General features: G+C 40.6%; 24 protein-coding genes. 10 read left to right on the top strand and 14 right to left on the bottom strand.

The window, feature by feature from the left end; all coding sequences use genetic code 11:
- Nucleotides 1–139: 139 nt before the first annotated feature.
- Nucleotides 140–742 carry a hypothetical protein gene (locus ACM0OP_RS16850; protein WP_414529575.1) on the bottom strand — a complete coding sequence of 201 codons (603 nt, stop codon included), beginning with the start codon at nt 740–742 and terminating at the stop codon, nt 140–142.
- Between the two features lie 78 nt (nt 743–820).
- Here ACM0OP_RS16850 and ACM0OP_RS16845 point away from each other — a divergent pair, with 78 nt between their 5' ends.
- Nucleotides 821–1258 carry a biotin carboxylase gene (locus ACM0OP_RS16845; protein ID WP_414529574.1) on the top strand — a complete coding sequence of 146 codons (438 nt, stop codon included), beginning with the start codon at nt 821–823 and terminating at the stop codon, nt 1256–1258.
- Between the two features lie 239 nt (nt 1259–1497).
- Here the strand turns inward: ACM0OP_RS16845 and ACM0OP_RS16840 are convergent, their stop codons facing one another.
- The 3 genes from ACM0OP_RS16840 to upp form a co-directional block, all read right to left on the bottom strand.
- Nucleotides 1498–1770: a YggT family protein gene (locus ACM0OP_RS16840; RefSeq protein WP_414529573.1), complete on the bottom strand. Its 273-nt coding sequence runs from the start codon at nt 1768–1770 to the stop codon at nt 1498–1500.
- A gap of 109 nt (nt 1771–1879) precedes the next feature.
- Nucleotides 1880–2212 (bottom strand): ssl2009 family thylakoid membrane protein, encoded by a 333-nt coding sequence (locus ACM0OP_RS16835; RefSeq protein WP_414529572.1) that lies wholly within the window; start codon nt 2210–2212, stop codon nt 1880–1882.
- Nucleotides 2213–2286: 74 nt separating this feature from the next.
- On the bottom strand, nt 2287–2937 hold the full coding sequence (upp, locus tag ACM0OP_RS16830) for a uracil phosphoribosyltransferase (protein ID WP_414529571.1): 651 nt from the start codon (nt 2935–2937) through the stop codon (nt 2287–2289).
- Between the two features lie 433 nt (nt 2938–3370).
- On the opposite strand from upp, the gene crtH reads away from it, so the two are divergent.
- Nucleotides 3371–4882, top strand: coding sequence for a carotenoid isomerase (gene crtH, locus ACM0OP_RS16825; RefSeq protein WP_414529570.1), 1512 nt, complete (start codon nt 3371–3373; stop codon nt 4880–4882).
- 48 nt (nt 4883–4930) lie between these two features.
- Nucleotides 4931–5482, top strand: coding sequence for a hypothetical protein (locus ACM0OP_RS16820; RefSeq protein ID WP_414529569.1), 552 nt, complete (start codon nt 4931–4933; stop codon nt 5480–5482).
- A gap of 33 nt (nt 5483–5515) precedes the next feature.
- Here the strand turns inward: ACM0OP_RS16820 and ACM0OP_RS16815 are convergent, their stop codons facing one another.
- From ACM0OP_RS16815 to ACM0OP_RS16800, 4 genes are all read right to left on the bottom strand, one after another.
- Nucleotides 5516–6532 carry a hypothetical protein gene (locus tag ACM0OP_RS16815; protein ID WP_414529568.1) on the bottom strand — a complete coding sequence of 339 codons (1017 nt, stop codon included), beginning with the start codon at nt 6530–6532 and terminating at the stop codon, nt 5516–5518.
- A 192-nt stretch (nt 6533–6724) separates the two neighbouring features.
- Nucleotides 6725–7210 (bottom strand): putative signal transducing protein, encoded by a 486-nt coding sequence (locus tag ACM0OP_RS16810; protein WP_414529567.1) that lies wholly within the window; start codon nt 7208–7210, stop codon nt 6725–6727.
- A gap of 59 nt (nt 7211–7269) precedes the next feature.
- Nucleotides 7270–8439: a formate-dependent phosphoribosylglycinamide formyltransferase gene (gene purT, locus ACM0OP_RS16805; RefSeq protein WP_414529566.1), complete on the bottom strand. Its 1170-nt coding sequence runs from the start codon at nt 8437–8439 to the stop codon at nt 7270–7272.
- Between the two features lie 55 nt (nt 8440–8494).
- Nucleotides 8495–9046, bottom strand: a complete 552-nt coding sequence (locus ACM0OP_RS16800) for a pyridoxamine 5'-phosphate oxidase family protein (protein ID WP_414529565.1) — start codon at nt 9044–9046, stop codon at nt 8495–8497.
- Nucleotides 9047–9164: 118 nt separating this feature from the next.
- Here ACM0OP_RS16800 and ACM0OP_RS16795 point away from each other — a divergent pair, with 118 nt between their 5' ends.
- On the top strand, nt 9165–10085 hold the full coding sequence (locus ACM0OP_RS16795; RefSeq protein WP_414529564.1) for a 1-aminocyclopropane-1-carboxylate deaminase/D-cysteine desulfhydrase: 921 nt from the start codon (nt 9165–9167) through the stop codon (nt 10083–10085).
- 862 nt (nt 10086–10947) lie between these two features.
- On the top strand, nt 10948–11184 hold the full coding sequence (locus ACM0OP_RS16790; RefSeq protein WP_414529563.1) for a hypothetical protein: 237 nt from the start codon (nt 10948–10950) through the stop codon (nt 11182–11184).
- Between the two features lie 58 nt (nt 11185–11242).
- Here ACM0OP_RS16790 and ACM0OP_RS16785 read toward each other — a convergent pair whose 3' ends face one another.
- Nucleotides 11243–11803 (bottom strand): hypothetical protein, encoded by a 561-nt coding sequence (locus ACM0OP_RS16785; protein ID WP_414529562.1) that lies wholly within the window; start codon nt 11801–11803, stop codon nt 11243–11245.
- Nucleotides 11804–11858: 55 nt separating this feature from the next.
- On the opposite strand from ACM0OP_RS16785, the gene ACM0OP_RS16780 reads away from it, so the two are divergent.
- Nucleotides 11859–12908: a hypothetical protein gene (locus tag ACM0OP_RS16780; protein WP_414529561.1), complete on the top strand. Its 1050-nt coding sequence runs from the start codon at nt 11859–11861 to the stop codon at nt 12906–12908.
- Here the strand turns inward: ACM0OP_RS16780 and aroB are convergent.
- Nucleotides 12905–14023, bottom strand: coding sequence for a 3-dehydroquinate synthase (gene aroB, locus ACM0OP_RS16775; protein ID WP_414529579.1), 1119 nt, complete (start codon nt 14021–14023; stop codon nt 12905–12907). The two genes, ACM0OP_RS16780 and aroB, sit on opposite strands and share 4 nt — an antisense overlap.
- A 153-nt stretch (nt 14024–14176) precedes the next feature.
- Between aroB and petL the strand changes: the two genes are divergently transcribed.
- The 3 genes from petL to ACM0OP_RS16760 all read left to right on the top strand — a co-directional run bounded on the left by petL (nt 14177) and on the right by ACM0OP_RS16760 (nt 17752).
- A complete protein-coding gene (petL, locus tag ACM0OP_RS16770; protein ID WP_200989640.1) occupies nt 14177–14272 on the top strand; it encodes a cytochrome b6-f complex subunit PetL in 96 nt (31 codons plus the stop codon).
- 371 nt (nt 14273–14643) lie between these two features.
- Nucleotides 14644–16011 (top strand): NAD-dependent succinate-semialdehyde dehydrogenase, encoded by a 1368-nt coding sequence (locus tag ACM0OP_RS16765; RefSeq protein ID WP_414529560.1) that lies wholly within the window; start codon nt 14644–14646, stop codon nt 16009–16011.
- Between the two features lie 97 nt (nt 16012–16108).
- The gene (locus tag ACM0OP_RS16760) at nt 16109–17752 is read left to right on the top strand and encodes an acetolactate synthase large subunit (protein ID WP_414529559.1); all 1644 of its coding nucleotides are present in this window, start codon (nt 16109–16111) and stop codon (nt 17750–17752) included.
- A gap of 152 nt (nt 17753–17904) precedes the next feature.
- On the opposite strand, the gene ACM0OP_RS16755 is transcribed toward ACM0OP_RS16760, so the two are convergent.
- Nucleotides 17905–18243: a hypothetical protein gene (locus ACM0OP_RS16755; protein WP_414529558.1), complete on the bottom strand. Its 339-nt coding sequence runs from the start codon at nt 18241–18243 to the stop codon at nt 17905–17907.
- A gap of 190 nt (nt 18244–18433) precedes the next feature.
- Here ACM0OP_RS16755 and ACM0OP_RS16750 point away from each other — a divergent pair, with 190 nt between their 5' ends.
- Entirely contained in the window at nt 18434–18820 is a 387-nt protein-coding gene (locus ACM0OP_RS16750; protein WP_414529557.1) for a Lin0512 family protein, read from the top strand.
- A gap of 31 nt (nt 18821–18851) precedes the next feature.
- Here the strand turns inward: ACM0OP_RS16750 and ACM0OP_RS16745 are convergent, their stop codons facing one another.
- From ACM0OP_RS16745 to nadC, 3 genes are all read right to left on the bottom strand, one after another.
- A complete protein-coding gene (locus ACM0OP_RS16745) occupies nt 18852–19133 on the bottom strand; it encodes a hypothetical protein (RefSeq protein ID WP_414529556.1) in 282 nt (93 codons plus the stop codon).
- Nucleotides 19134–19264: 131 nt separating this feature from the next.
- Complete coding sequence (gene argS / locus ACM0OP_RS16740) at nt 19265–21070, bottom strand: arginine--tRNA ligase (protein WP_414529555.1); 1806 nt, start codon at nt 21068–21070, stop codon at nt 19265–19267.
- A gap of 221 nt (nt 21071–21291) precedes the next feature.
- Nucleotides 21292–22158, bottom strand: coding sequence for a carboxylating nicotinate-nucleotide diphosphorylase (nadC, locus tag ACM0OP_RS16735; protein ID WP_414529554.1), 867 nt, complete (start codon nt 22156–22158; stop codon nt 21292–21294).
- Nucleotides 22159–22334: the final 176 nt, after the last annotated feature.

Raw genomic sequence — 22334 nt, 5'->3', positions numbered from 1 at the left:
GTGGGAAGTGGGTTGAAACCTTTTTGGGATCTAATCACTGCTGCAAAATTATACTCGCTGAAAATGCTACACAAATACTTATGGTTTACTGAATAAAATTAAATAAGGCTCAAACTCTTTCTCTCCCCTCCCCTGCCTCTTACCTCTGTGGCCAGCGCCAATTAAAGCGATTCCATTGATAAATACCTTGAATTTGGTACTCACTGCCGTTGTAAAGTTTAACTACACAGTTACTGGATAAACTATCACCAACAGTAATTTCCTCAATTTCCAGTACAATGCCGGAAAACCATTGAGGCTCACAAGGGCCATTCTCTTGTACCCATTCCCAAAGTCCGTTGCAAATTTCAATGCGATCGCCTACTCTCAGTTTTAGTGCATCCTCAACATCAGCATACTTATTAAAATGATGTGGTTCTACACGATTCAACCACCCTAAACCATAGCTTTGGCGAATAAATTGCACATTTCCTGAATCATTTTCATGTAGCCAATCATTCAATAATTGCACCTTCCAAGTCCGGTTTTCCCCCTCCGTAGCCTTCACGAACTGCAAAAAAGCCCCCAACTCTTCTGGAGAAAGTTCATCTAAGGGATTGGCAATATTGGAAATGTTTGCTCCTCGAATTTGCTCAATAACTTGCAGTATGATCTGCTTTTGCCTATCAGTGAGAGGACAGCTGGCTGCATCACAACTATTAAAGGCTGCTTGCAAGGCTGTTTCAATCTCATCTGGAGTCATAAGCTGATTTAACTCAAAGGTTATTTACCTAATTATTACAATAGTGTCAAAGCAGTCTTCAATTCATCAACTTTAGTTATGCAAAAATATTCCCAGATTATTAGTGTAGCCTTTATTTCCTGCATACTCACGGTTTTCTCTTGGGTATACACTCCAGAAGTGGTCGCCTTGACACAGATAAAGCTATTTGATCTTGACTATCATGATTGTCCAGCCGAATTAGCGGAAGGTTCTGTAATTAGCAGTGGTAGTGCGGCGGCTAATTGTTTTATTGTCACAGGTAAAGCAGAAAATGGCACTTATAAAACCGTTTATGATGCAGATATCTTTGGACGCATCTATGATGCCAATAATAACCCAGTTATGCAAAACCGTACCCGACTCGGTTCTATTGCCGAAATTCCCCCAGGGGTGAGTGATTTTGAATTTAGAATTTCTGTAGCGGAAAACCAGCCAGAACCTTTAAAGCTGAAGCAATTTAAAGCCGCAGGTTTTAGCGGTAAAGTCCGCAGATGATTCTGGGGACTGGGGACTGGGGACTGGGGATTGGGGATTGGGGACTGGGGACTGGGGACTGGGGACTGGGTATTGGGTATTGGGGACTGGGTATTGGGTATTGGACACTAAAAATCTTTCTCCCCACACTCCCGACACTCCCTACTCGCTACTCCCTACTCCCCTACCCATAAAACTAATGTAGAGACGATTATATCTATAACGTCTCTACACAAACTGGTATTTAGTTGATGCTTTAGCTAAAAAGCTTGTGCAAAAGGAAGGGCAGCGCTGAGTAAACCACCCACTAAATTCAGTGCTAAAAAGGCTAAAATAGGAGAGAAATCCATCCCACCCAATGGCGGAATAATTGAGCGGAAAAGATTCAAATAAGGATCGGTTATCTGGCTTAAAGCGGCAAAGGGTTGATTATACCAGTTAACTGTAGGGAACCAAGTCAATAAAACTCGGAAAATCAGCAAATAGCTGTAGTATTGAACAAAGGTAGCTAAAGTTGTAAACAGTAAATACATGGGTCGGTTGGTGTCCTATCTAAATGTCAAAAATGGTCTTATTTATTGATTTTAATTGACTTTATAACATCAGGTGTGGGGTTTGCCGCATCGATTAATCTGACTACCCTTAAGAATCTTGGGTGAGAGAATCCTTCGGGGCTGATTGGCTAGAATTGCCTTTGACATTCCCCAACTGCTGTCTTACCTCATCAATTGTGGCATTAAGTTGAGCGATTTTATCTTCAAGCGATCGCCGAGCCGTTTCCACTTCCACAGGATCACTATCTGAATTGAATATCTGGCGGCGTTTCGGAGATACTCCATTCATCAAGTCGGCTTCTTCTGCTGTCAAGTCTTGATTTTGTCGAGAAACAATCACAGCCCCAACAATACCACCGACTATACCGCCAAAAATTGTTCCTGCTAAAAAACCACTGGCAAAACCATCACGTTGACTCATACATTACCGCCTTGCAAAACCTTCCAACCTTAATATGTAGTTCAGCTATTTTCTTTCCCTAGCTGCATAGTACCTCATGTTCCAAAGATGCGATCGCCTGCATCCCCCAAACCCGGTACAATATATCCCTGATTATTCACCACTTCATCAATAATCGCCGTGTAAACATTTAAACCAGGATATGCAGCACTTAATTTTTGTAAAGCCGGCGGTGCAGCTACCACAGAAACAATCCGCGTTAAACTCGGATCAACACCCCGTCGTGTTAATTCTGCCATAGCGAACATCATAGAACCCCCCGTCGCCAACATCGGATCAGTAATTAAAACTCGCGTTTGGGGGTCAAACTTTTCCGGTAACTTATTTAAATAACAACTGGGTTCCAAAGTCTCCTCATTCCGCACTATACCCAAATGGTAAATAGAAGCCAAAGGTAATAAAGATTGCGCCCCTTCCAACAGACCTAGCCCCGCCCGTAAAATCGGAACAACCGCCACAGGAATCTCTGGATTAATCACAGTACCTGGACAAGAATCCAAAGGACTTTGCACCATCATTTCCACAGTCGGTAACCACTCCCTCGCCGCCTCGTAAGTCAGCCAGCGACCCAATTCAGTTATAGCACTACGAAATAATACCGAAGGTGTAGCAGCATCACGAGCCACTGCCAGCCAGTGCTTGATTAAAGGATGTGGTGGAACATAAACACGCAATTGTGGTGTCATAGCCGGAAATAGGCAACTTTATTTGATGAAAATTCAAACCCTCCCATAATACCCCTTCCAGCGCCCCCTCAACAGCTAAAATCAGCATTCTCCAAATTATTGAAAAATATTTTCATTATTTAGTTGACATATATTCTCAATCAAAGTTATATTTTTATTAGTGTTCTCCTCTCTTTAAGGATCGGCAGACGGGATTAGCCAGCAGTAGCGGGCTTGTCCCTCTTTTTATTGGGAGTAGAGAATGGAAAACAACCTTGAGGAACTTCCAAAAATACATCTCCTCAACGCCTCTTCTCTGCGACTCTGCGCCTCTGCGTGTTAGCGAAGCGGGGCGTAGCCCGATAAATTCATATCTCAAAATCACCGATATTTATCTCAAATATAAAGTCATATAAAATACTAAAAAATAGTTAACCTTACCGCACATTTTCCCATGCCTCCATCCCTAAACCCTGAATTTGACGTAATTGTAATTGGCTCTGGAATTGGTGGCTTAGTCACAGCAACCCAATTAGCCGCCAAAGGCGCTCAAGTGCTGGTACTAGAAAGTTATTTAATTCCTGGAGGTAGTGCCGGCTACTTTGAAAGCCAGGGCTATAGATTTGACGTGGGAGCCTCAATGATTTTTGGATTTGGTCAACAAGGAACCACCAACCTCCTCACCCGCGCTCTACAAGCTGTTAACGTCAGCCAAGAAACAATCACCGATCCCGTACAGATTCACTATCATCTACCCAACCAATTAGACCTCAAAGTTGAGCGCCACTATGATAAATTCTTGCAAAATCTTATTGCCTACTTTCCTCATGAAGCAAAGGGTATTCGTCAATTTTATGACCAATGTTGGCAAGTATTTAACTGCCTCAACAGCATGGAATTACTTTCCCTAGAAGAACCTCGCTACTTGCTGCGAACATTTTTACAACATCCCTTAGCCTGTCTTGGTTTAGTTAAATACCTCCCCAAAAATGTTGGCGATATAGCCAGACGCTACATCAAAGACCCGGAATTATTAAAATTTATCGATATAGAATGTTATTGTTGGTCAGTAGTAAAAGCTGAAAAAACCCCCATGATTAATGCCGGGATGGTCTTTTCCGACAGGCACTATGGCGGAGTTAACTATCCCAAAGGAGGAGTGGGACAAATTGCTCAAAAGTTGGTGCAAGGTTTAGAAAAAACTGGCGGTATAATTAAATACCAATCTAGAGTCACACAAATTATTATAGAAAATCAAAAAGCCGTTGGTGTCAAATTAGCCAATGGTAAAATTTATCGTGGTAAACGCATTGTCTCCAACGCCACACGCTGGGATACATTTAACAAATTACTACCTGTAGATAAAATACCCAGTAATAAAAAAAAATGGCAACAAACCTATGAAAAATCACCAAGTTTTCTGAGCTTGCATATAGGAGTTAAAGCAGGAATATTGCCTCATGGCACAGAATGCCATCATATAATTTTGGAAGACTGGCAGCAAATGACAGCACCAGCAGGGACACTTTTTGTTTCCATTCCCACCTTGCTTGACCCAGATTTAGCACCACCTGGGTATCATATCATTCATGCCTTCACACCCAACTACATTGATGATTGGCAAGGAATATCTGCAAGTGAGTATGAAGCCAAAAAAGAAACTACTGCTGGGCAAATTATTCAAAGACTAGAGCGGATTTTTCCTGGTTTGGATGCTGGTTTAGATTATCTGGAAATCGGCACACCCCGCACCCATCAACGTTTTTTAGGGCGGGAAGATGGCACCTATGGGCCAATTCCTCGGCGCAAATTGTGGGGGTTATTAAATATGCCATTTAATCGTACAGCCATTCCCGGACTATATTGTGTAGGAGACAGTACCTTTCCCGGTCAGGGGTTAAACGCCGTCGCCTTTTCTGGTTTTGCTTGCGCCCATCGTATAGCTGTAGATTTGGGGTTGAAATAGTTGTATTGTTGTGCAACTTTACTTTATAGTTAGCGATCGCACCACCAAATGAATCATAATTTAGCCACTAAACTAGGAGAATTGCAGGCTGAAATTTATTGGTTACATGATGCTGAAAAGTTTATAGAATTAGCATCAGCCGCCGCTACAATATATAAAAGCCTGGGTTATACTCAACAGCAATCAGAAAAAGCAGGTAGTTTAATTGCCCAAGCTTATCAATTAGCTGATGATGCCGATTTAGCTTACAAATCAAGTGATTTTACCCAAGAAAAGCACTTCTATAATCAAGTTAAACATAGACTTATGGAAGTGGAAATTACCTTAGATTATCAAACAAGTATTGCCATACATCAAATGAAGTGGTGGTTACACTTCCGCCACAAACAAAAATTACAAATCATTACTCACTTGTTTTTACAAAAGTTCAAAGCTGTGGGTTTAATTAACTTATTTACTGCAATTAAACTAACATACTTTTTGACAGAAATTGCTAGAGTTCACAAAGCTCGTGACAAAGAAACAACCAAACATAATGCCATCAAATACTGGGTAGAAATATTGAAAATCAAACCACCACAATATCCTTACCTTGGGTAAAATTCAGGCATATTTAGTAAACTACCATTGTTTTTACTCCATAATTGTAATCAAAGCAATACTTGCATGATCATGATACTTTTTAGTTTCATTAAATTCAGCATTAGTATCAGGATAGATTCCCGCAAAATCTGTCTTTATCAACTGATTAGAGCGAATTAATACCGCCTTATCTGCACCCAGACCCCGCGCAAATTTAATATATTCTCTCCCTTCATTATTCCAGTTGTAGGATAGCGTCGCCTCTCCATAAGCTGTGACAGCTTTTTTCACAGGAGTACCTGGCCCTACCCCATCTGCGGTTCTGTAACTAGGATTTTCCACAGTAATCATGGTAATGCGAGAATTAGCTGTTCCCAACTGATTACCATCAGCGAAACCCAGAAGATACTGCACATTACCATCTTGAATTACCTTCATTCCTTCCCCAGCATCAATTCCCAGCAACACTGGTTCAAATTTTGCACCTTCACCTAAAACTTCTTTCAGTTCTCCTAAAGTCATACCCAGTTTAGCTACCCCAACATTTTTGTTAGTAATTAGCTGATTTTCTGAAGGTGTGAGCGCTCCCATATCTTTACAACCATTGGTAACTTGACTTACCAACTCAGAACGCATTAACTTGAGTGCATCGCCACTCCAATAGTGTTCAGTTTCTTGAATACAACTTCCTGCACCAGTTAATTTATAAGCATTGGAGACAATATTAGTTTTAGGATCATATTCAGGAAATCCCGCCAATTCTAATTCCAGAGACTTAATTTCCATTTCTGGGCTAGAGGTATTTACTTCTAAGAAAGTAAATGCACCTTGATAAGCAGCCATAAAACAAAGCAACTGCACAAGATGCTGATTATTTTCGCCAGTATAAACCTGTGAAAATTCCCTTGCAGCTTCAGCGTTAAATTCAAAATCGCAAACCTGTAAACTTTTCTGGCGGTTAATTACTTCATTCAGGATAGTTTCTGAACTTGGTTGACTACTATCAGGTAACAGAATTGGTTTTATTGGTGAAGAATTAACAGTATTATTAGTATCTGCTTTTGACACAGAATCAGAGGAATTAGACCCTGAAAGGGATGCACAAGACATTAGACTAGAGGCAATAATAGCAGTTAATGGTAGGATGAATCTGGTTATACGCATGGGATTGAAACTGGATTTTTAAATATGGTTGAGATTTGAGCTTTTAGCTCATGGCGGTAGGAAAAATGACTGCAAAACTTATCGCAAAAGTTCCAATCAAAATAAAATTTTCCACAAAAGAAATAGACTGACTAAATCGACAAGGAACGCCACCATCACCTTAATGCGTCTATTATCACTAATAGGCTGACGAGAAATTAATAAACAAAGCAGCAGCCACAGGGAATATATTTGAATGGGTAAGAAGATAAACAATAAACTAATTACAGCTGTAATAAATGCTCTGTCTACGGTTTTATCCGCCCATGAAAGGCTGGGAATATCATCATCTTCTACCATATCTGAATCATCAACAGGTTGATAATCTAATTCAGAAACCAAAATAGACTTAGCAAAATCCACATTTTCTTGAGCAACTTGTAATTTAATCCAGCCCACTGCTACACTTAAATGCCAAGCCACATTAACAGTAGACTCATTTAGTAACAAACAGCTAATTCCCTCAGCCTCAAGACGCTGTTTTGCTAAATTAGCCTCTGGAGCATTTGTAAAAGTGGCTACTGTCAAAAAATTATTAACCATACATTCAAAACCTCCGCGCCCCTTTGCGATTAACTTTCCGCTCCTCTGCGTTAAAAAAACTAAACCATTCGCACCTGATTAGCAGCCCTTGTCGCCTTCTCCCGCGCCTCCATAACATTATTACCTTGAGCCAAAGCCACCCCCATACGCCGATAAGGATGGGCGCTAGGTTTACCAAATAATTTAATATCGACATGAGGAACAGATAAAGCCTCAGCCACACCTGTAAAAGCCACCTGCTCAGATTTTTTATTAGCTAAAATTACCGCACTAGCAGAAGCCCCTAGCTGTTCTATGTGGGGAATTGGTAAGCCTAAAATAGCCCGTAAATGTAATTCAAATTCATTCAAATTTTGCGAGATTAAAGTTACCATTCCTGTGTCATGGGGACGGGGAGAAAGTTCAGAAAAAATTACTTCATCTTTGGTGATGAAAAATTCCACCCCAAATATACCTGCTCCGCCTAAAGCATCAGTAACTTTTTTCGCTATTTCTTGAGCTGCTAATATCTTATCTTCACTAATACCTGCTGGTTGCCAAGATTCTTGATAATCGCCTCTTTCTTGACGATGACCAATGGGTGAACAGAAAATTGTGGGTGCATTCCATTGTTTAATAGTCAGCAAAGTTATCTCTATTTCAAAGTTAATAAATTCCTCTACTATCACCCTTTGACTATCACCTCTGGAATTGGCGATCGCATAATTCCAAGCCTTCTCAACTTCTCTCTGATTTTCTACAACCGATTGTCCCTTACCAGAAGAAGACATCACAGGTTTAACCACATTAGGAAAACCGATTTTCTCAGAAACAGCAATCAGTTCTTCCAGACTAGAAGCATAAGCATATTTTGCAGTTCTTACACCTAATTCTTGATGTGCTAACTCCCTAATTCTATCTCGATTCATAGTATAGTTAGTCGCCGCCGCCGTGGGGATTACAGTTATTCCCCGTTGTTCAAATTCCGATAATTTTTCCGTTCTAATTGCTTCAATTTCTGGGACAATAAAATTAGGCTGATGCTTCTGGACAACAGCTTCTAATTCATCAGCACTCAGCATAGAAATAACTTCACAACAATCAGCCACCTGCATTGCTGGAGCATTAGCATAACGATCAACAGCAATTACATAATTTCCCAAACGTTGAGCAGCAATTACAAATTCCTTACCCAGTTCTCCCGCACCTAAAAGCATGAATTTTTGTGGTATTTGAATTGAATTAGTCATTAAATTATTTCCTTAAATTGATAATTAGACAGAAACAAACCCTTGATATAATCACTCAAATTTCAGCCAATGGAGTTGACAAACCATCAATACTGACGCTATTTTTTTGTTGTTGATATTCGGCAACTCCCTCTTTACCCTTCTTACTTGCCCAATTAACTAAATTTTCCCTCTGTCCTTCATATTTATAAAGAGGAACACCAAACCCACAGGAAGTTTGCACCCGTTCAATATCAGCTACAATAATTTGCCGAGTTCCTGGTATATCCGGAAATAAAGAATATAAGCTATTCCACTCTGGAGAACTAGGTAAAACGGTATATCCCTCACCGTAAAGCCGGAGAATAGAAGGAGGTCCCTGAAAAGCGCAAAACATCAAAGTAATGCGCCCATTTTCTTGCAAGTGGGCTGAAGTTTCGTTACCACTACCAGTCAAATCCAGATAAGCTACCTGATGCGGTGAAAGGATGCGAAAACTATCCAAACCCTTGGGAGAAAGATTAATATGACCTGTAGCACTCAAAGGTGCAGAACCAACAAAAAAAATATGTTGTTGAGCAATAAAATTTTGTAGTTCTTGAGTAACGGAGTCAAAAACTTTAGCCATAGACTGTCTCAATTCTTTCTCAAATATCCTACAGCAGTTTTCCTGTCAGTAGATTAAATTTAAATTTCAACTTTATACCTAACTCTCTGCACCTCTGCGCCTCTGCGTGATTTTACTCATGTCCTCATTCTTTCTTCCCCCTGTTACTCAAGAGATAAACAACGAAATTACCTGCCGTGCTGGTGTAAAACTCTCCGTGCTGCGTCTCGACTCTATGCACCCATTCGTTAACGGTAACAAATGGTTTAAATTGAAATACAACCTCCAAGAAGCCCAGCAGCAAAATTACACAACTATCCTCACTTTTGGTGGTGCTTATTCTAACCATATCTTTGCTACCGCCGCCGCCAGTAAACTCTTCAATTTTCGTACCATTGGCGTAATTCGTGGAGAAGAAAGATTACCACTCAATCCCACCCTGAGTTTTGCGATAGAGCAGGGTATGCAGTTAGTTTACCTGAATCGTGAAAGTTACCGTCAAAAGGACACAGAAGAATTACAGCAAGAGTTAAAACAACGTTTTGGAGACGTGTTTATCATTCCTGAAGGTGGTAGCAATTTGAAAGGCGTGCGGGGTTGTACAGAAATATTGGCTGATGCTGAACAATTCGATAGGATTTGCTTGGCTTGTGGTACAGGTACAACCTTAGCCGGAATTGCACTTTCGCTGAGTCAACGACAAACAGTGATTGGTTTTCCTGTTTTGAAAAATGGGGAATTTCTCGCTGGGGAAATCGAGAATTTGCTGAGTGATTATTTAATATCTGGGCTACCTAAAATTTATCATGCACCAGCACCTTGGCAATTGATCTGTGATTATCACTTTGGTGGTTATGCAAAGGTTAATAAAAAGTTAATCATGTTTACCGAACAATTTCAGCACACGGAGAGCATAACTCTGGATTATGTATACACTGCAAAAATGTTTTATGGTGTGATGGATTTATTACAGCAGGGATTTTTTCCTAAAGGCGATCGCATATTATTATTGCACACAGGGGGTTTGCAGGGGAATATTGGTATAGAACAGCGCCTGTAAAAATTTTTATTCAAAAAATTATACATATTTTTCTCTAAATAATTTTATTAAGATATTTAATAAAAATAGATCAATTGTCTTAAAATCCGGGTTAATCTAATTAGAGACCGTATTATTAGAAGTCTCAGCCAGTGTATTGTCAACTTTCCTATAAGTGCAAGAAACCATAACTCATGAGCAATTGCAAGCACTCAAAATGGCTTTTGAATACAATGATTGGTATTGTCATTTCTTAAACATAACAGTTGTATTACCAATTCCCGCAATCACTTTACATAGAATTATATTATCAGGTCGTAAAAGGCGTTTTAAACAGCGTCGGCGATACGCAAAAAGTGTATATTTTTTACGTAAAATTGTTAATACTTTATTCCTAACTGGATTGTTAATTATCTTTTTCCTCTCTATTTTCGCTATGTTCAGCTTTGTTGTTTCATCAATTTATTCTCTCACTTCTTCACCTCATCCCACGTCCATTCCTTGGATTAATAATAAATCTGACTGTGAACGTACTCACAGAAAGTGGGATCAGGGGTATTGTTGGGATGAAGAACATAATCCAATGTTTTAAAAAAATCTCTGAATAGCTAAATCAGGAGTTATGCAAGGACAACATAAATACAGTCATTGCGACGTAAGGAAGCAATCCCAAACACCTGATTTCTCGTAACTAGTGCGTCAGTCCTATAAATATTAACGGTTAGATAGAGGAGGAATAGTCTATTTTTGAACAAATCAAAAATTTATTTACTACTCCTGAATACTTCACTGTATAAATTTGGTTGAAAATTATAATTATCAGATTAATATAAATGTAAAATCAGACTAGGAAAAACTATCACAGGTATGGATAAATTAACCGATGCGGACTTTAACTGAATCTGATTACCAAATGGAAGCTGAACCTAATATAGATCAACAAGTCCTGGAATTTTTGTATTATGTGAAAAATTGTGCAGAAATTTACGGTTCATTCGCAGGATTTGCATGGGTTAGATCACTTTTAAACCATGTTTATGGGCGAGAATATGCCGATATTTTATTACTCGATTCCCGTTTAGCAAGATGGAAAAAGAAGGGAATAAAATTTCTGATATAGTTTGTCTGGATTTATTCAATTTGATGGGTATTTTTCTCAAAAATGTATATGCAATTTGTTAAACTATTACCCAGTTCATCAGAATTTGAACTATGCCAATAGCAATTTGCACTAGCAACCAAATGGGTAAACAAATAAAAATTGTCCACTTCAATTTGATATTTAGTCCCTGGTTGATTGCAACAATTGTGGCTAATAAAGTCCAAGTAGCCAGTGTGATTTCAATCGGTCTTCCTAAGAGGGGAATAACTGTTAAGAAATTAAGAATTTGAGGAAAATAGGCAAACCCAATGGGAGCTAGTAATTCTCGATAACTAGGAATAGGTAATTTTAACCATTTACCCATCTGGCAAATTGTATATGTCCAAAGGTAGTAACCCAGAATGACTATGAGTGCATTGAGTAAAAAGATGAGGAATATTAACGGTACAGAGAGTTGAGCTAGGAGGGGAATTAGTATGCTACCCAAAGCATGGGCGATCGCCGCTAAGAAAACCACAATTTGGGCGATTTTGACTAATTGAGGATGTCTCTGACTATGTTCGTAAAATCGAGAATTTAAAGTCAGCACATCCCAGAGTAAATTAATCCTTTCTTTGGTAAATAGTTGTTGTTTCACACTAAATTATTATCTATTTTGGTAAAATATTATCAAATTTCCGATAATCATTGCAATGATAAACTTAATTACTAAACTCCTATTATGGATGAGAAATGGGGGTTTAAAGTTATTAATATTTGCCGGAGTTCTTTTATTAGTCTGGGGAACCTTTGCGCCTGTAGGAACTGTAGTTTGGTGGTTAGATAGGGGAGCGGACAACCTAGAGATTAGGACTAGAAAGTTATATCAGCGAATGAATGGTGACGAGAATGATAGTAATAAAACTGAAGCCAAACACTGTTACATTGTCTTTTTAACAGGAGTAGGAGATACTTCAGCCTATCAGTTGTCCTCTGGGGAAGCCGCCTTTCTCGATAGTTTAGAGGAAAAGCAACCGCAATGTTTAACTGTACGGGATGTTTTTCCTTACTCAGCCGCTAACCAGGATATTGCGGGACAAAAAATATTTGAATTGTTAGAGAATTTCGTGGAGAGAGCAGATGGTTGGCTGGAATCAACTAAATATCTGTTACAACTCCGTAATGTTTGGCGGATGGCAATTTCCGCAGATAACCGTTATGGGTTTATCTATAATCAGGCGATCGCCCTATCCATTGCAGAACAGATGGAAAACCAACAACCTATTCCCTCATCTTCCGAACAGCCCATACAGTTAATTCTCATGGGTACAAGCGGAGGTGTTCAAGTAGCTTTAGCAGCTGCACCCTATCTAGATCGGTGGCTTCCCGTAGACATTACTATTGTTTCCTTTGGCGGTGTCTTTGATGGTAACGAAGGTTTTAATGTAGCCCAGCATATTTACCACTTGCGTGGAGAGCGAGACTTGATTGAGAATATTGGAGGAATTGTGTTTCCCTCCCGTTGGCGCTGGACAATCGCTTCCCCTTATAATCGCGCTCGTCGTCAACAACGCTATACAGCTGACAGTAGTGGTAATCATCAACATGAAGGAGATCAAGGCTATTTTGGTAAAGAGATAGCCCAAGATGATGGTAAAACCTATTTAGAACTGACATTAGAGCAAACAGAAAAACTCCCTATTTGGAATCACGAACCCCAAAGTTTCCAAAGGAAAAAAGTATATTTAGCCTTAAAAGATTAAAGACTCTGCAACACCCGCCGAATAACCTCAGAGGGTACTTCATCCGTAACTGTCACCACACCTATCTGAGTCGGTAACACAAACCTGACTTTTCCCTCTTTCACCTTCTTATCTAGTTGCAAAGCATCAATAATTGCTTCTATATCTAAACCTGCTGGTAGCTGAGTGGGTAAACCTGCTTTTGCAATTAAGGAATTTTGGCGTTTTGTATCTTCCTGTTGCCACATTCCTAGTTCTAAAGCAATCTGTCCAGCTGCTACCATGCCAATAGCTACAGCTTCACCATGCTTGAGCAAACGATAATTTGTTAAACTTTCTACTGCATGACCAATGGTGTGTCCATAGTTGAGAATTGCTCTGAGTCCTCCTTCTTTTTCATCCTTAGCCACCACATCGGCTTTAGCTTGACAAGAACGGGTTAATATGTATTCGATAAATTCTGGCTTCATGTAGCGGAGTTGGTTCAGGTGTTTACTGGCTTCCATCTGGGCGAATAATTCTGCATCCCAAATTACACCGTATTTAATCACCTCTGCTATACCAGCACGAAATTCCCGCATGGGCAGAGTGTTCAGGGTTTCTGGGCTAATTAATACCAAGCGTGGCTGATGAAAAGCCCCAATCAAGTTTTTGCCGTGGGGATGATTTACACCAGTTTTACCACCAATTGCCGAATCTACCATTGCTAACAATGTGGTGGGTATTTGGACAACATTAATCCCTCGTAACCAAGTAGCCGCAGCAAACCCAGTCATATCACCAATCACGCCTCCCCCTAAAGCTACCATTGTGGAGGAACGTTCTAGACGGTTTTTTAAAGCAACATCATAGAGTTTTTGGATAGAGTTCAGGGTTTTGTAGCGTTCCCCTGGCGGTAGGTTGTAACTAGCTACTTCAAAACCAGCCGATGTCAGAGATTTGATAGCTGTTTCGCCGTAATGCTTAAAAATACTGGGATTAGAAACAACTAAAACTTTTTTACCCAGTTTCAGACTAGCCATTTTTTCACCTAGTTGATCTAGACTACTAGCTGCGATTGCGCTTTGCGCAGTGCCAGAGGCGATCGCAATCTCATAAGCCTGCTGTGGTAGATTTACATTAATTACAGAAGTCATTACCTCATCCCCAATAAGCGCCGGTGGGCTGTATTCTACCGTAATCTGGTCAGATGAGGAAAAGATTCTCACTTCTTCATGCCGAGTTCCCATTCCCCAATCCCCATTCCCCATGATTCAATAGATTTAGTGCCGTATTCTGGAGCAAAATTAATGTTTGGAGTAATCGCTTATATTGGCTTTTTAGCTTTATTCATGGGCGTAGCTGTTGGTCTGTTATTTGGTTTGCGTGCTGTCAAACTAATTTAATTAGACTAATTTTCCCCTCTTCCCACTCTGGAGAGGGGTTGAAGTCAAGTAATATATTTTCTCTTATCCGTATTTGTTGACTAAACTATTTTCCCCTCAAAAACACAGCATATTAGGTTATTTAGCTTTTTTAGAAGTCTAAGAGACCGCGTATATAATTGGGATATTGTGTCTAATTTAACAAAATTCACTGAACAAACCAGATTAAAATATAAAAATAATTACGGTTTTTGAGTGTAAAAAAAATTGCCTTAATGAAAAGAGTAAAATTTAGGTATAGCTTCTGTAATTAATCTGTGTAACACTAGGAAGCTACTTCAGGCTATTTCCCTTTTGGGGAATAAATTCTCAAATTAACGGGAGGTCAGGTAATGGCTATCGCTACCATTAATCCCGCCACTGGGGAGACAATCAAAGTCTTTGAGCCACTCAAGGATACAGAGATTGCCTCTAAACTGGATTTGGCTGGTCAGACTTTTGAACAGTACCGGAAGACGAGTTTTTCTCAGCGATCGCAATGGCTACAGAATGCTGCAACAATTTTACAGCAAGAAAAAGCCGATTTTGCTAAAATCATGACCCTGGAAATGGGTAAGACCTATAAAGCTGCGATCGCAGAAGTCGAAAAATGCGCCTTGGTTTGTAACTATTACGCCGAACACGCACCGAGTTTCTTGGCTGATGTCCCCATCAAAACCGATGCCAGCCATAGTTTTCTGCGCTACGACCCTATGGGGGTAATTTTGGCAGTGATGCCCTGGAATTTCCCCTTCTGGCAAGTTTTTCGTTTTGCCGCCCCCACGCTAATGGCGGGCAATGTGGGCTTGCTGAAACACGCTTCCAATGTCCCACAGTGCGCCTTGGCGATTGCAGATATTATTCACCAGGCTGGTTTTCCTGAAGGCACTTTTCAAACATTATTAATCGGTGCTGCCCAAGTTGCCGATATCATGGCAGATGACCGGGTAAAAGCTGCTACCTTAACTGGAAGCGAACCCGCCGGTGCATCCCTAGCCGCCGCCGCCGGCAAACAAATTAAAAAAACAGTGTTGGAATTGGGAGGAAGCGATCCCTTTATTGTTTTAGAAAGCGCTGATTTAGAAACCGCAGTTGCTACAGCTATTACAGCCCGGATGTTGAATAATGGGCAATCTTGTATAGCCGCGAAACGGTTTATTATTGCCGATGCGATCGCCCCTGAATTTGAAAAGTTACTTTTAGCTAAATTTCAGGCGCTGAAAGTCGGCGATCCCATGGAACCAGATACGGATATCGGACCATTAGCAACCCCTGGGATTCTCCAAGACTTAGACAAACAAGTGCAAACTGCTATTAAAAGTGGCGGTAAAGTCCTCACTGGTGGACATCCTTTAGCAGATCGTCCCGGTAACTTTTACCCACCGACGATGATTACAGATATTCCTTTAGATAGTGCGATCGCCCAGGAAGAATTTTTTGGCCCAGTAGCATTATTATTCCGTGTACCAGATATTGATGCCGCCATTCAACTAGCTAATGCTACACCTTTCGGATTGGGTGCAAGTGCTTGGACAAATCATCACCAAGAATGCGATCGCCTGATCACCGAAATCGAAGCCGGTGCAGTATTTATTAACAGTATGGTTAAATCTGATCCCCGCTTACCCTTTGGTGGGATTAAGCGTTCTGGATACGGCAGAGAGTTGAGTATTCAAGGCATACACGAGTTCGTCAATCTTAAGACTGTTTGGGTGAAGTAGGGTGGGTTAGGCGGCTAAAAAACTGTGTAAAAGACGAAAAAAATTACTTGCGCCGTAACCCACCATCATCCTGATTTATAACCAGTGAGGAAATCAAATGAATACAGCTGAATTGTTGGTGCAGTGTCTGGAAAATGAAGGGGTGGAATATGTTTTTGGTCTTCCTGGTGAAGAAAACTTACACGTTTTAGAAGCGCTGAAACATTCTTCCATTAAATTTATTACTACTCGTCATGAACAGGGTGCAGCATTCATGGCTGATGTCTACGGACGTTTGACGGGAAAAGCTGGAGTTTGCCTATCTACCCTGGGGCCTGGGGCAACCAACTTAATGACTGGAGTCGCAGATGCTAACCTGGATGGTGCGCCTTTGGTAGCGATTACTGGTCAAGTGGGAACAGATAGAATGCACATCGAATCCCATCAATATTTAGATTTGGTGGCGATGTTTGCCCCAGTTACTAAGTGGAATAAACAAATTGTTCGCCCTAGTATTACACCAGAAGTTGTCCGCAAAGCCTTCAAGCGATCGCAAACCGAAAAACCCGGTGCAGTCCATATTGATTTACCAGAAAATATTGCTGCTATGCCTGTAGAAGGCAAACCATTACGCAAAGATAACATCGAAAAAAGCTTTGCTTCCTTTGCTTGTATTCGCGCAGCTGCCGCTGCCATTTCCCAAGCTGTTAACCCCATTATTTTAGTAGGTAATGGTGCAATTCGCGCTCAAGCCAGTGATGCAGTAACGCAATTTGCTACTCAAATGAATATGCCTGTTGCTAATACTTTCATGGGTAAAGGTGTGATTCCTTACACTCATCCATTAGCTTTATGGTCAGTGGGATTACAACAGAAAGATTTTATTAACTGTGGCTTTGATCATACAGATTTAGTCATTGCTATTGGCTATGATTTAATCGAATTTTCTCCAAAAAAATGGAATCCAGAAGGCAATATTCCGATTATTCATATTGCAGCAAATTCTGCCGAGATTGACAGCAGTTATATTCCTAACATTGAAGTAATAGGTGATATTTCAGATTCCCTGAATGAAATTTTAAAATTGGCAGATAGACAGAATAAACCCAATCCTTATGCCATCAGCTTGCGAGAAAATATTCGGGCTGATTATGAACAATATGCTCATGATGATGGTTTTCCCATTAAACCGCAAAAATTAATTTATGACTTACGCCAGGTAATGGGGCCAGACGATATTGTAATTTCTGATGTTGGCGCACATAAAATGTGGATTGCCAGACATTATCACAGCCATAGTCCCAATACTTGCTTAATTTCCAATGGTTTTGCTGCAATGGGTATTGCCATTCCTGGTGCTTTAGCCGCAAAACTAGTTTCTCCTAACCGCAAAGTTGTAGCTGTGACTGGCGACGGCGGCTTTATGATGAATTGTCAGGAATTAGAAACAGCCTTGCGTGTCGGGACTCCTTTTGTCACCTTAATATTTAATGATGGTGGCTATGGATTAATTGAGTGGAAGCAAGAAAATCAATTTGGCAAAGGTAATTCATCTTTTGTCCATTTTGGTAATCCCGATTTTGTAAAATTCGCTGAAAGCATGGGTTTAAAAGGCTACAGAGTTGAATCTGCTACTGACCTAATTCCCATACTTAAAGAAGCCCTTGCCCAAGATGTCCCTGCTGTTATAGATTGTCCAGTAGACTACCGCGAAAATCATCGCTTTAGCCAAAAATCTGGCGAATTAAGCTGCGAAGTATAAATTGATTATTGGCGTGATCAAACTAACATAGTGCATTAAAAAAAATCATTTATCGGCGGTTAATTCCATCTACATTAATGCACTATTTAAACTCGATCACGCCACCACAGTAGTTAAACTGTTTCTTAACTTTTGACTTCCGCGTAGCGGCGCTAATCCTCATCTAGCGCTGGGAAAGCCTCCTCAAATCGCCATAAATCATCCTTGTTGTCCAAAAACCAAATTCTAGTTTCAGGAGTTAATTGACTCCAAATAACATCACCAGGAATGTGAGGAGAAGCATATTGATAGTGTAAACCCAGGTCTTTGAGATTTTGTTCTACATCTTTAGGAATGCCAAAATCTTGCCAGTTAACCTCTATCTGTCTGATTGTCACTCCCGCAGTCGGGTCAAAAATTAACTGAGCTGCTCTAATTAAATCAGCAAAATGTTTAGGTTTCAGACTAGCTACCTGCTGAATTTGAATTGATTCGTTATGCTCTTGAGACATTGTTAGTAAATTGGGTAAAATTTGTCATTTCTTGAAACTATTCGCAGAGATTTTTACCCCAATGACCTCATTTTAGCGTATACTCTTTAATCCCGTATTCAATTCTATTCAACAAACCACAACGGTAAAAAAAATAACTTTAATTCAACCTAATTAGTGTTTGCAGACCTATTGAGCGATACAGTGAGAAATGAAATATGTTCAGGAGATAGCTGTAGTGCGTAAACGCTTAATTATTGAGATGGGTATGGGAATAGATCAGCACGGACAACAACCCACCGTAGCAGCAGCCAGAGCCGTGCGTAATGCGATCGCACACAACGCCTTACCCGGTGTTTGGGAAGTTGCAGGTTTGAACGATCCCAACGAAATGATTGTAGAAGTACAGGTAGCTGTTCCTTATCCCGAACAAGTCAGAGAAGCAGAAGTCCTAGCTGTACTACCCTTTGGGAGGAAAACCTTAACCGTAGAATCTGGAGGAATGGTAGTTCAAGGAAAAGCGATCGCCTCACTCAACGACAAAAACGACGAAATGTTGATAGCAGTTGCATCTGTCACAGTTTTGATTGAAACTTAATCTTTTTCCTCACTCACCACTGTGAGGTTGTTTATTCAGCTTCATTTTTTAATTCTTCTGGCAATAACTGATCCAGTTTACACTCAATAGCCGAGAGTTTCTTCAAAATAGTGGGGCGATCGCCATCCAAAGAAACCAACAAATTAGCAATAGACTCCTGTATGTTAGTTAACTTTGCCATAGCATTCTGGAGTTGTACCATACCCTCCCGCAACTCTTGTCGTTCCTGACGAGCATCAGCCATTTCATCCAACATCGCCTGAACAGTTTTAGCATTACTCTCCATTAACTGTTTAATTTCCTTATCAGTCATAGCGATCGCACATTCAGATTAGTATTACTACTTATCATAAAAGGAAACGTCACCCCCATCGAAACCCAGCCAAAAACTCTCCGCGCACCTCTGCGTTACCTCCGCGCCCCTTTGCGTTAAAAACTCTTCTCCTACATCCTCTCCAAAACCCGAATCCCCAGCAAATCCAAACCCAACCGCAAAGTTCTAGCAGTTAAATCACACAAAACCAAACGAGAAGTCCGTAAAGGTTCCTCAGCCTCAAGCACCCGTACCCCCTGATTTCGGTCATAAAACTGATTAAACTTCTTACTCAACTCATACAAATATTCACATAAACGATTAGGTAGCAACTCCTGCTCAACACTACCAATCACCCCATCCAATTGCAATAAATACTTAGCCAAAGCCAACTCCGTATCATGCTGCAAAAGCACCTTGACATTCTCACCCAACTCAGCAAAATTAATTCCACCCTTGCGGCTAATTCCCTGAATCCGTGCATAAGCGTACAACATATACGGAGCAGTATTCCCCTTCAGATCCAGCATTTTATCGTAGCTGAAAATATAATCACTAGTACGGTTCTGACTTAAATCAGCATATTTCACCGCACTTATACCAACTATCTCAGCAACTTTACTAATAAATTCTTCAGACTCTTCTCGTTCTTCTTCCTTTAATCTAGCTTCTAAATCTGCACGAGCGCGAATCACAGCTTCATCTAATAAATCCCGCAACCTGACAGTATCACCAGAACGAGTTTTAAATTTTTTCCCATCTTCCCCTAACACCAAACCAAAAGGAACATGAACCAGTTCCACATCATCAGGAACCCATTTCGCCTTGCGTGCGACTTGGAAGAATTGAGCAAAATGATTACTTTGTCCGGAATCCGTTACATAAACTATTCGTTTAGCTTCATCTTGCTGAATCCGATAACGCAAAGCTGCTAAATCTGTAGTCGCGTAGTTATAACCACCATCCGATTTTTGTACAATCAAAGGCATAGGTTCACCTTCCCGGTTGGTAAAACCTTCCAGGAAAACCACCTGCGCGCCTTGATTCTCCACCAATAACCCAGATTTTGCCAAATCTTCCACAACCGAGGAAAGCTGAGGATTATAGAAAGATTCTCCCCGTTCAATTACTTGCACATCCAGCAAATCATAAATTTTGTTAAATTCTTGTCGAGAAGCTTCACAAAGAACAGTCCAAGCGTGTTCTGCTTGCATATTGCCAGATTGTAGTTCTACTACTGCTTTACGGGATCTGTCTCGAAAATCAGCATCCTTATCAAATTTCTCCTTAGCTTCCCTATAGAACTTAACCAAGTCTCCTAGATTGATAGAGTCAGGATTAAGTACATATTTGCGTAAAGGAGTGTCAACATACACACTATCTAAAAGTGTGGGATAAACTTCCTGAAGATGAGTAATCAACATCCCGAACTGCGTACCCCAATCACCGACATGATTTAACCGCATTACATCATGTCCCTGAAATTCCAAAATCCGGGCGATAGAATCACCAATAATCGTAGAACGCAAATGTCCCACGTGCATTTCCTTAGCAATATTCGGACTTGAGAAATCCACAATTTCGCGTTTTGGCGTTTCCGTCTTGGGAACTCCCAGCCTAGAATCTGTCTGAATAGTGTTGAGTTGTGCTTCTAAGTATGCAACTTTGAGTTTAAGATTGATGAAACCAGGCCCAGCTATCTCTGGCGTTTCACAAAAATCCGATACATCTAATTTATCAACTATAGCAGAGGCGATCGCCCTTGGTTGCTGACCCAACCTTTTACTTAGAGATAAAGCCACATTCGCCTGATAATCACCAAATTTAGGATTACTCGCAGTCACCAAAATTGGATCTACTCCGGCGTAGTCATCACCAAAAGCAGCCACCAAAGCCTGCTCAAGTTTAAATTTTAGTTCTTCTTGTGTAGCGTTCATATATAAATGTTCTCTGTTTGTGCAAAGCTATAGCCTACCTAATGGTGAGATATTCGCAAAGGCTTGATTATTTTAGCTTTAAAATATTGACTATAAAATGGCGTTACTGCAACAAAGAATAAATACTGGGATGAAAATCTCAAAATCCTCATTCTCTCTGTGTCTCTGCGCCTCTGGGTGAGACAAATCTTACTGCAAATACTACGCCAAACGCCTAAACCTTAAACCATAATCCTCATACTCAAATCCAACCACTTCGACTGAGTAATTGGCGCACTACTAGATATATAGTCAACCCCAGTCTCAGCCACAGCGCGAATCGTCTCCAAAGTCACATTTCCAGAAGCCTCAATCTTCACCCTACTATCCTGCTGACGAATCAACTCCACAGCCTGACGCATCATATCCACAGGCATATTATCCAACATAATAATATCCGCCTTATGCTCTAAAGCTACTTTCACCTGCTCCAAACTTTCCGTCTCCACCTCAATAGTCATAGGAAAAGGAATCCGAGAACGAATCCGAGTAATAGCTTCTGCAATACCCCCAGCCGCCGCAATATGATTATCCTTAATCATCACCGCATCATCCAAACCCATCCGGTGATTCATCGCCCCACCTACAGCCGTCGCGTACTTCTCCAACAGTCTCAGCCCTGGCGTAGTCTTGCGCGTATCCACCAACTGAGCAGGTAAATCCGCTATTTGCTCTACATATACATGTGTGAGCGTAGAAATTCCACTCAAACCCATAGCCAAATTCAGCGCCACTCGTTCCCCCATGAGCAGCGCATTGAGAGAACCATGAATTTCTGCTATTACCTCTCCCGGCTCACATCTTGTACCGTCAGCCACAACAACCTCAAAATTAACTTTCTCATTTAAAAGCTCAAACACCCTAGCTGCAACTGGTAAGCCAGCAATTATCCCTGGTGCTTTAGCCACCCATTTAGCTGTTCCTGGGGTGATATCTTCCGATAATAGGCTATTTGTAGTGCGATCGCCCCGACCAATATCTTCCACTAACCAGCCACGTAATAAAGGATCTAAAACTACCCAGGGCGGCAAAACACCAAAATTGCTCACAATTTAATTACTCTCGTTTTAATTTCCACCCAATACTATATCCTAAAATCCCTACCCTATAAGGCTTTCAGAGGCATGAAAAAATAAATCTGAAATAAATTAAAAAAAGAGTTGACAAAAGTATGTGCGCTCGTTATATTAGATAAGTGCCTGAGAGACGAGCGCCAAAGAGCGGT

This window comes from Nodularia chucula CCY0103 (assembly GCF_963923915.1).
Lineage (GTDB): Bacteria > Cyanobacteriota > Cyanobacteriia > Cyanobacteriales > Nostocaceae > Nodularia > Nodularia chucula.
Note: the sequence above shows the minus strand (reverse complement) of the source record. Positions and strands in the feature narration are given on the sequence as shown.

What these genes read in the sequence shown, in the direction of transcription:
- ACM0OP_RS16850 (WP_414529575.1), bottom strand. Translation starts at nt 742, where the DNA reads ATGACTCCAGATGAGATTGAAACAGCCTTGCAAGCAGCCTTTAATAGT.
- ACM0OP_RS16845 (WP_414529574.1), top strand. Translation starts at nt 821, where the DNA reads ATGCAAAAATATTCCCAGATTATTAGTGTAGCCTTTATTTCCTGCATA.
- ACM0OP_RS16840 (WP_414529573.1), bottom strand. Translation starts at nt 1,770, where the DNA reads ATGTATTTACTGTTTACAACTTTAGCTACCTTTGTTCAATACTACAGC.
- ACM0OP_RS16835 (WP_414529572.1), bottom strand. Translation starts at nt 2,212, where the DNA reads ATGAGTCAACGTGATGGTTTTGCCAGTGGTTTTTTAGCAGGAACAATT.
- upp (WP_414529571.1), bottom strand. Translation starts at nt 2,937, where the DNA reads ATGACACCACAATTGCGTGTTTATGTTCCACCACATCCTTTAATCAAG.
- crtH (WP_414529570.1), top strand. Translation starts at nt 3,371, where the DNA reads ATGCCTCCATCCCTAAACCCTGAATTTGACGTAATTGTAATTGGCTCT.
- ACM0OP_RS16820 (WP_414529569.1), top strand. Translation starts at nt 4,931, where the DNA reads ATGAATCATAATTTAGCCACTAAACTAGGAGAATTGCAGGCTGAAATT.
- ACM0OP_RS16810 (WP_414529567.1), bottom strand. Translation starts at nt 7,210, where the DNA reads ATGGTTAATAATTTTTTGACAGTAGCCACTTTTACAAATGCTCCAGAG.
- purT (WP_414529566.1), bottom strand. Translation starts at nt 8,439, where the DNA reads ATGACTAATTCAATTCAAATACCACAAAAATTCATGCTTTTAGGTGCG.
- ACM0OP_RS16800 (WP_414529565.1), bottom strand. Translation starts at nt 9,046, where the DNA reads ATGGCTAAAGTTTTTGACTCCGTTACTCAAGAACTACAAAATTTTATT.
- ACM0OP_RS16795 (WP_414529564.1), top strand. Translation starts at nt 9,165, where the DNA reads ATGTCCTCATTCTTTCTTCCCCCTGTTACTCAAGAGATAAACAACGAA.
- ACM0OP_RS16790 (WP_414529563.1), top strand. Translation starts at nt 10,948, where the DNA reads ATGCGGACTTTAACTGAATCTGATTACCAAATGGAAGCTGAACCTAAT.
- ACM0OP_RS16780 (WP_414529561.1), top strand. Translation starts at nt 11,859, where the DNA reads ATGATAAACTTAATTACTAAACTCCTATTATGGATGAGAAATGGGGGT.
- aroB (WP_414529579.1), bottom strand. Translation starts at nt 14,023, where the DNA reads ATGACTTCTGTAATTAATGTAAATCTACCACAGCAGGCTTATGAGATT.
- petL (WP_200989640.1), top strand. Translation starts at nt 14,177, where the DNA reads ATGTTTGGAGTAATCGCTTATATTGGCTTTTTAGCTTTATTCATGGGC.
- ACM0OP_RS16765 (WP_414529560.1), top strand. Translation starts at nt 14,644, where the DNA reads ATGGCTATCGCTACCATTAATCCCGCCACTGGGGAGACAATCAAAGTC.
- ACM0OP_RS16760 (WP_414529559.1), top strand. Translation starts at nt 16,109, where the DNA reads ATGAATACAGCTGAATTGTTGGTGCAGTGTCTGGAAAATGAAGGGGTG.
- ACM0OP_RS16755 (WP_414529558.1), bottom strand. Translation starts at nt 18,243, where the DNA reads ATGTCTCAAGAGCATAACGAATCAATTCAAATTCAGCAGGTAGCTAGT.
- ACM0OP_RS16750 (WP_414529557.1), top strand. Translation starts at nt 18,434, where the DNA reads ATGAAATATGTTCAGGAGATAGCTGTAGTGCGTAAACGCTTAATTATT.
- ACM0OP_RS16745 (WP_414529556.1), bottom strand. Translation starts at nt 19,133, where the DNA reads ATGACTGATAAGGAAATTAAACAGTTAATGGAGAGTAATGCTAAAACT.
- argS (WP_414529555.1), bottom strand. Translation starts at nt 21,070, where the DNA reads ATGAACGCTACACAAGAAGAACTAAAATTTAAACTTGAGCAGGCTTTG.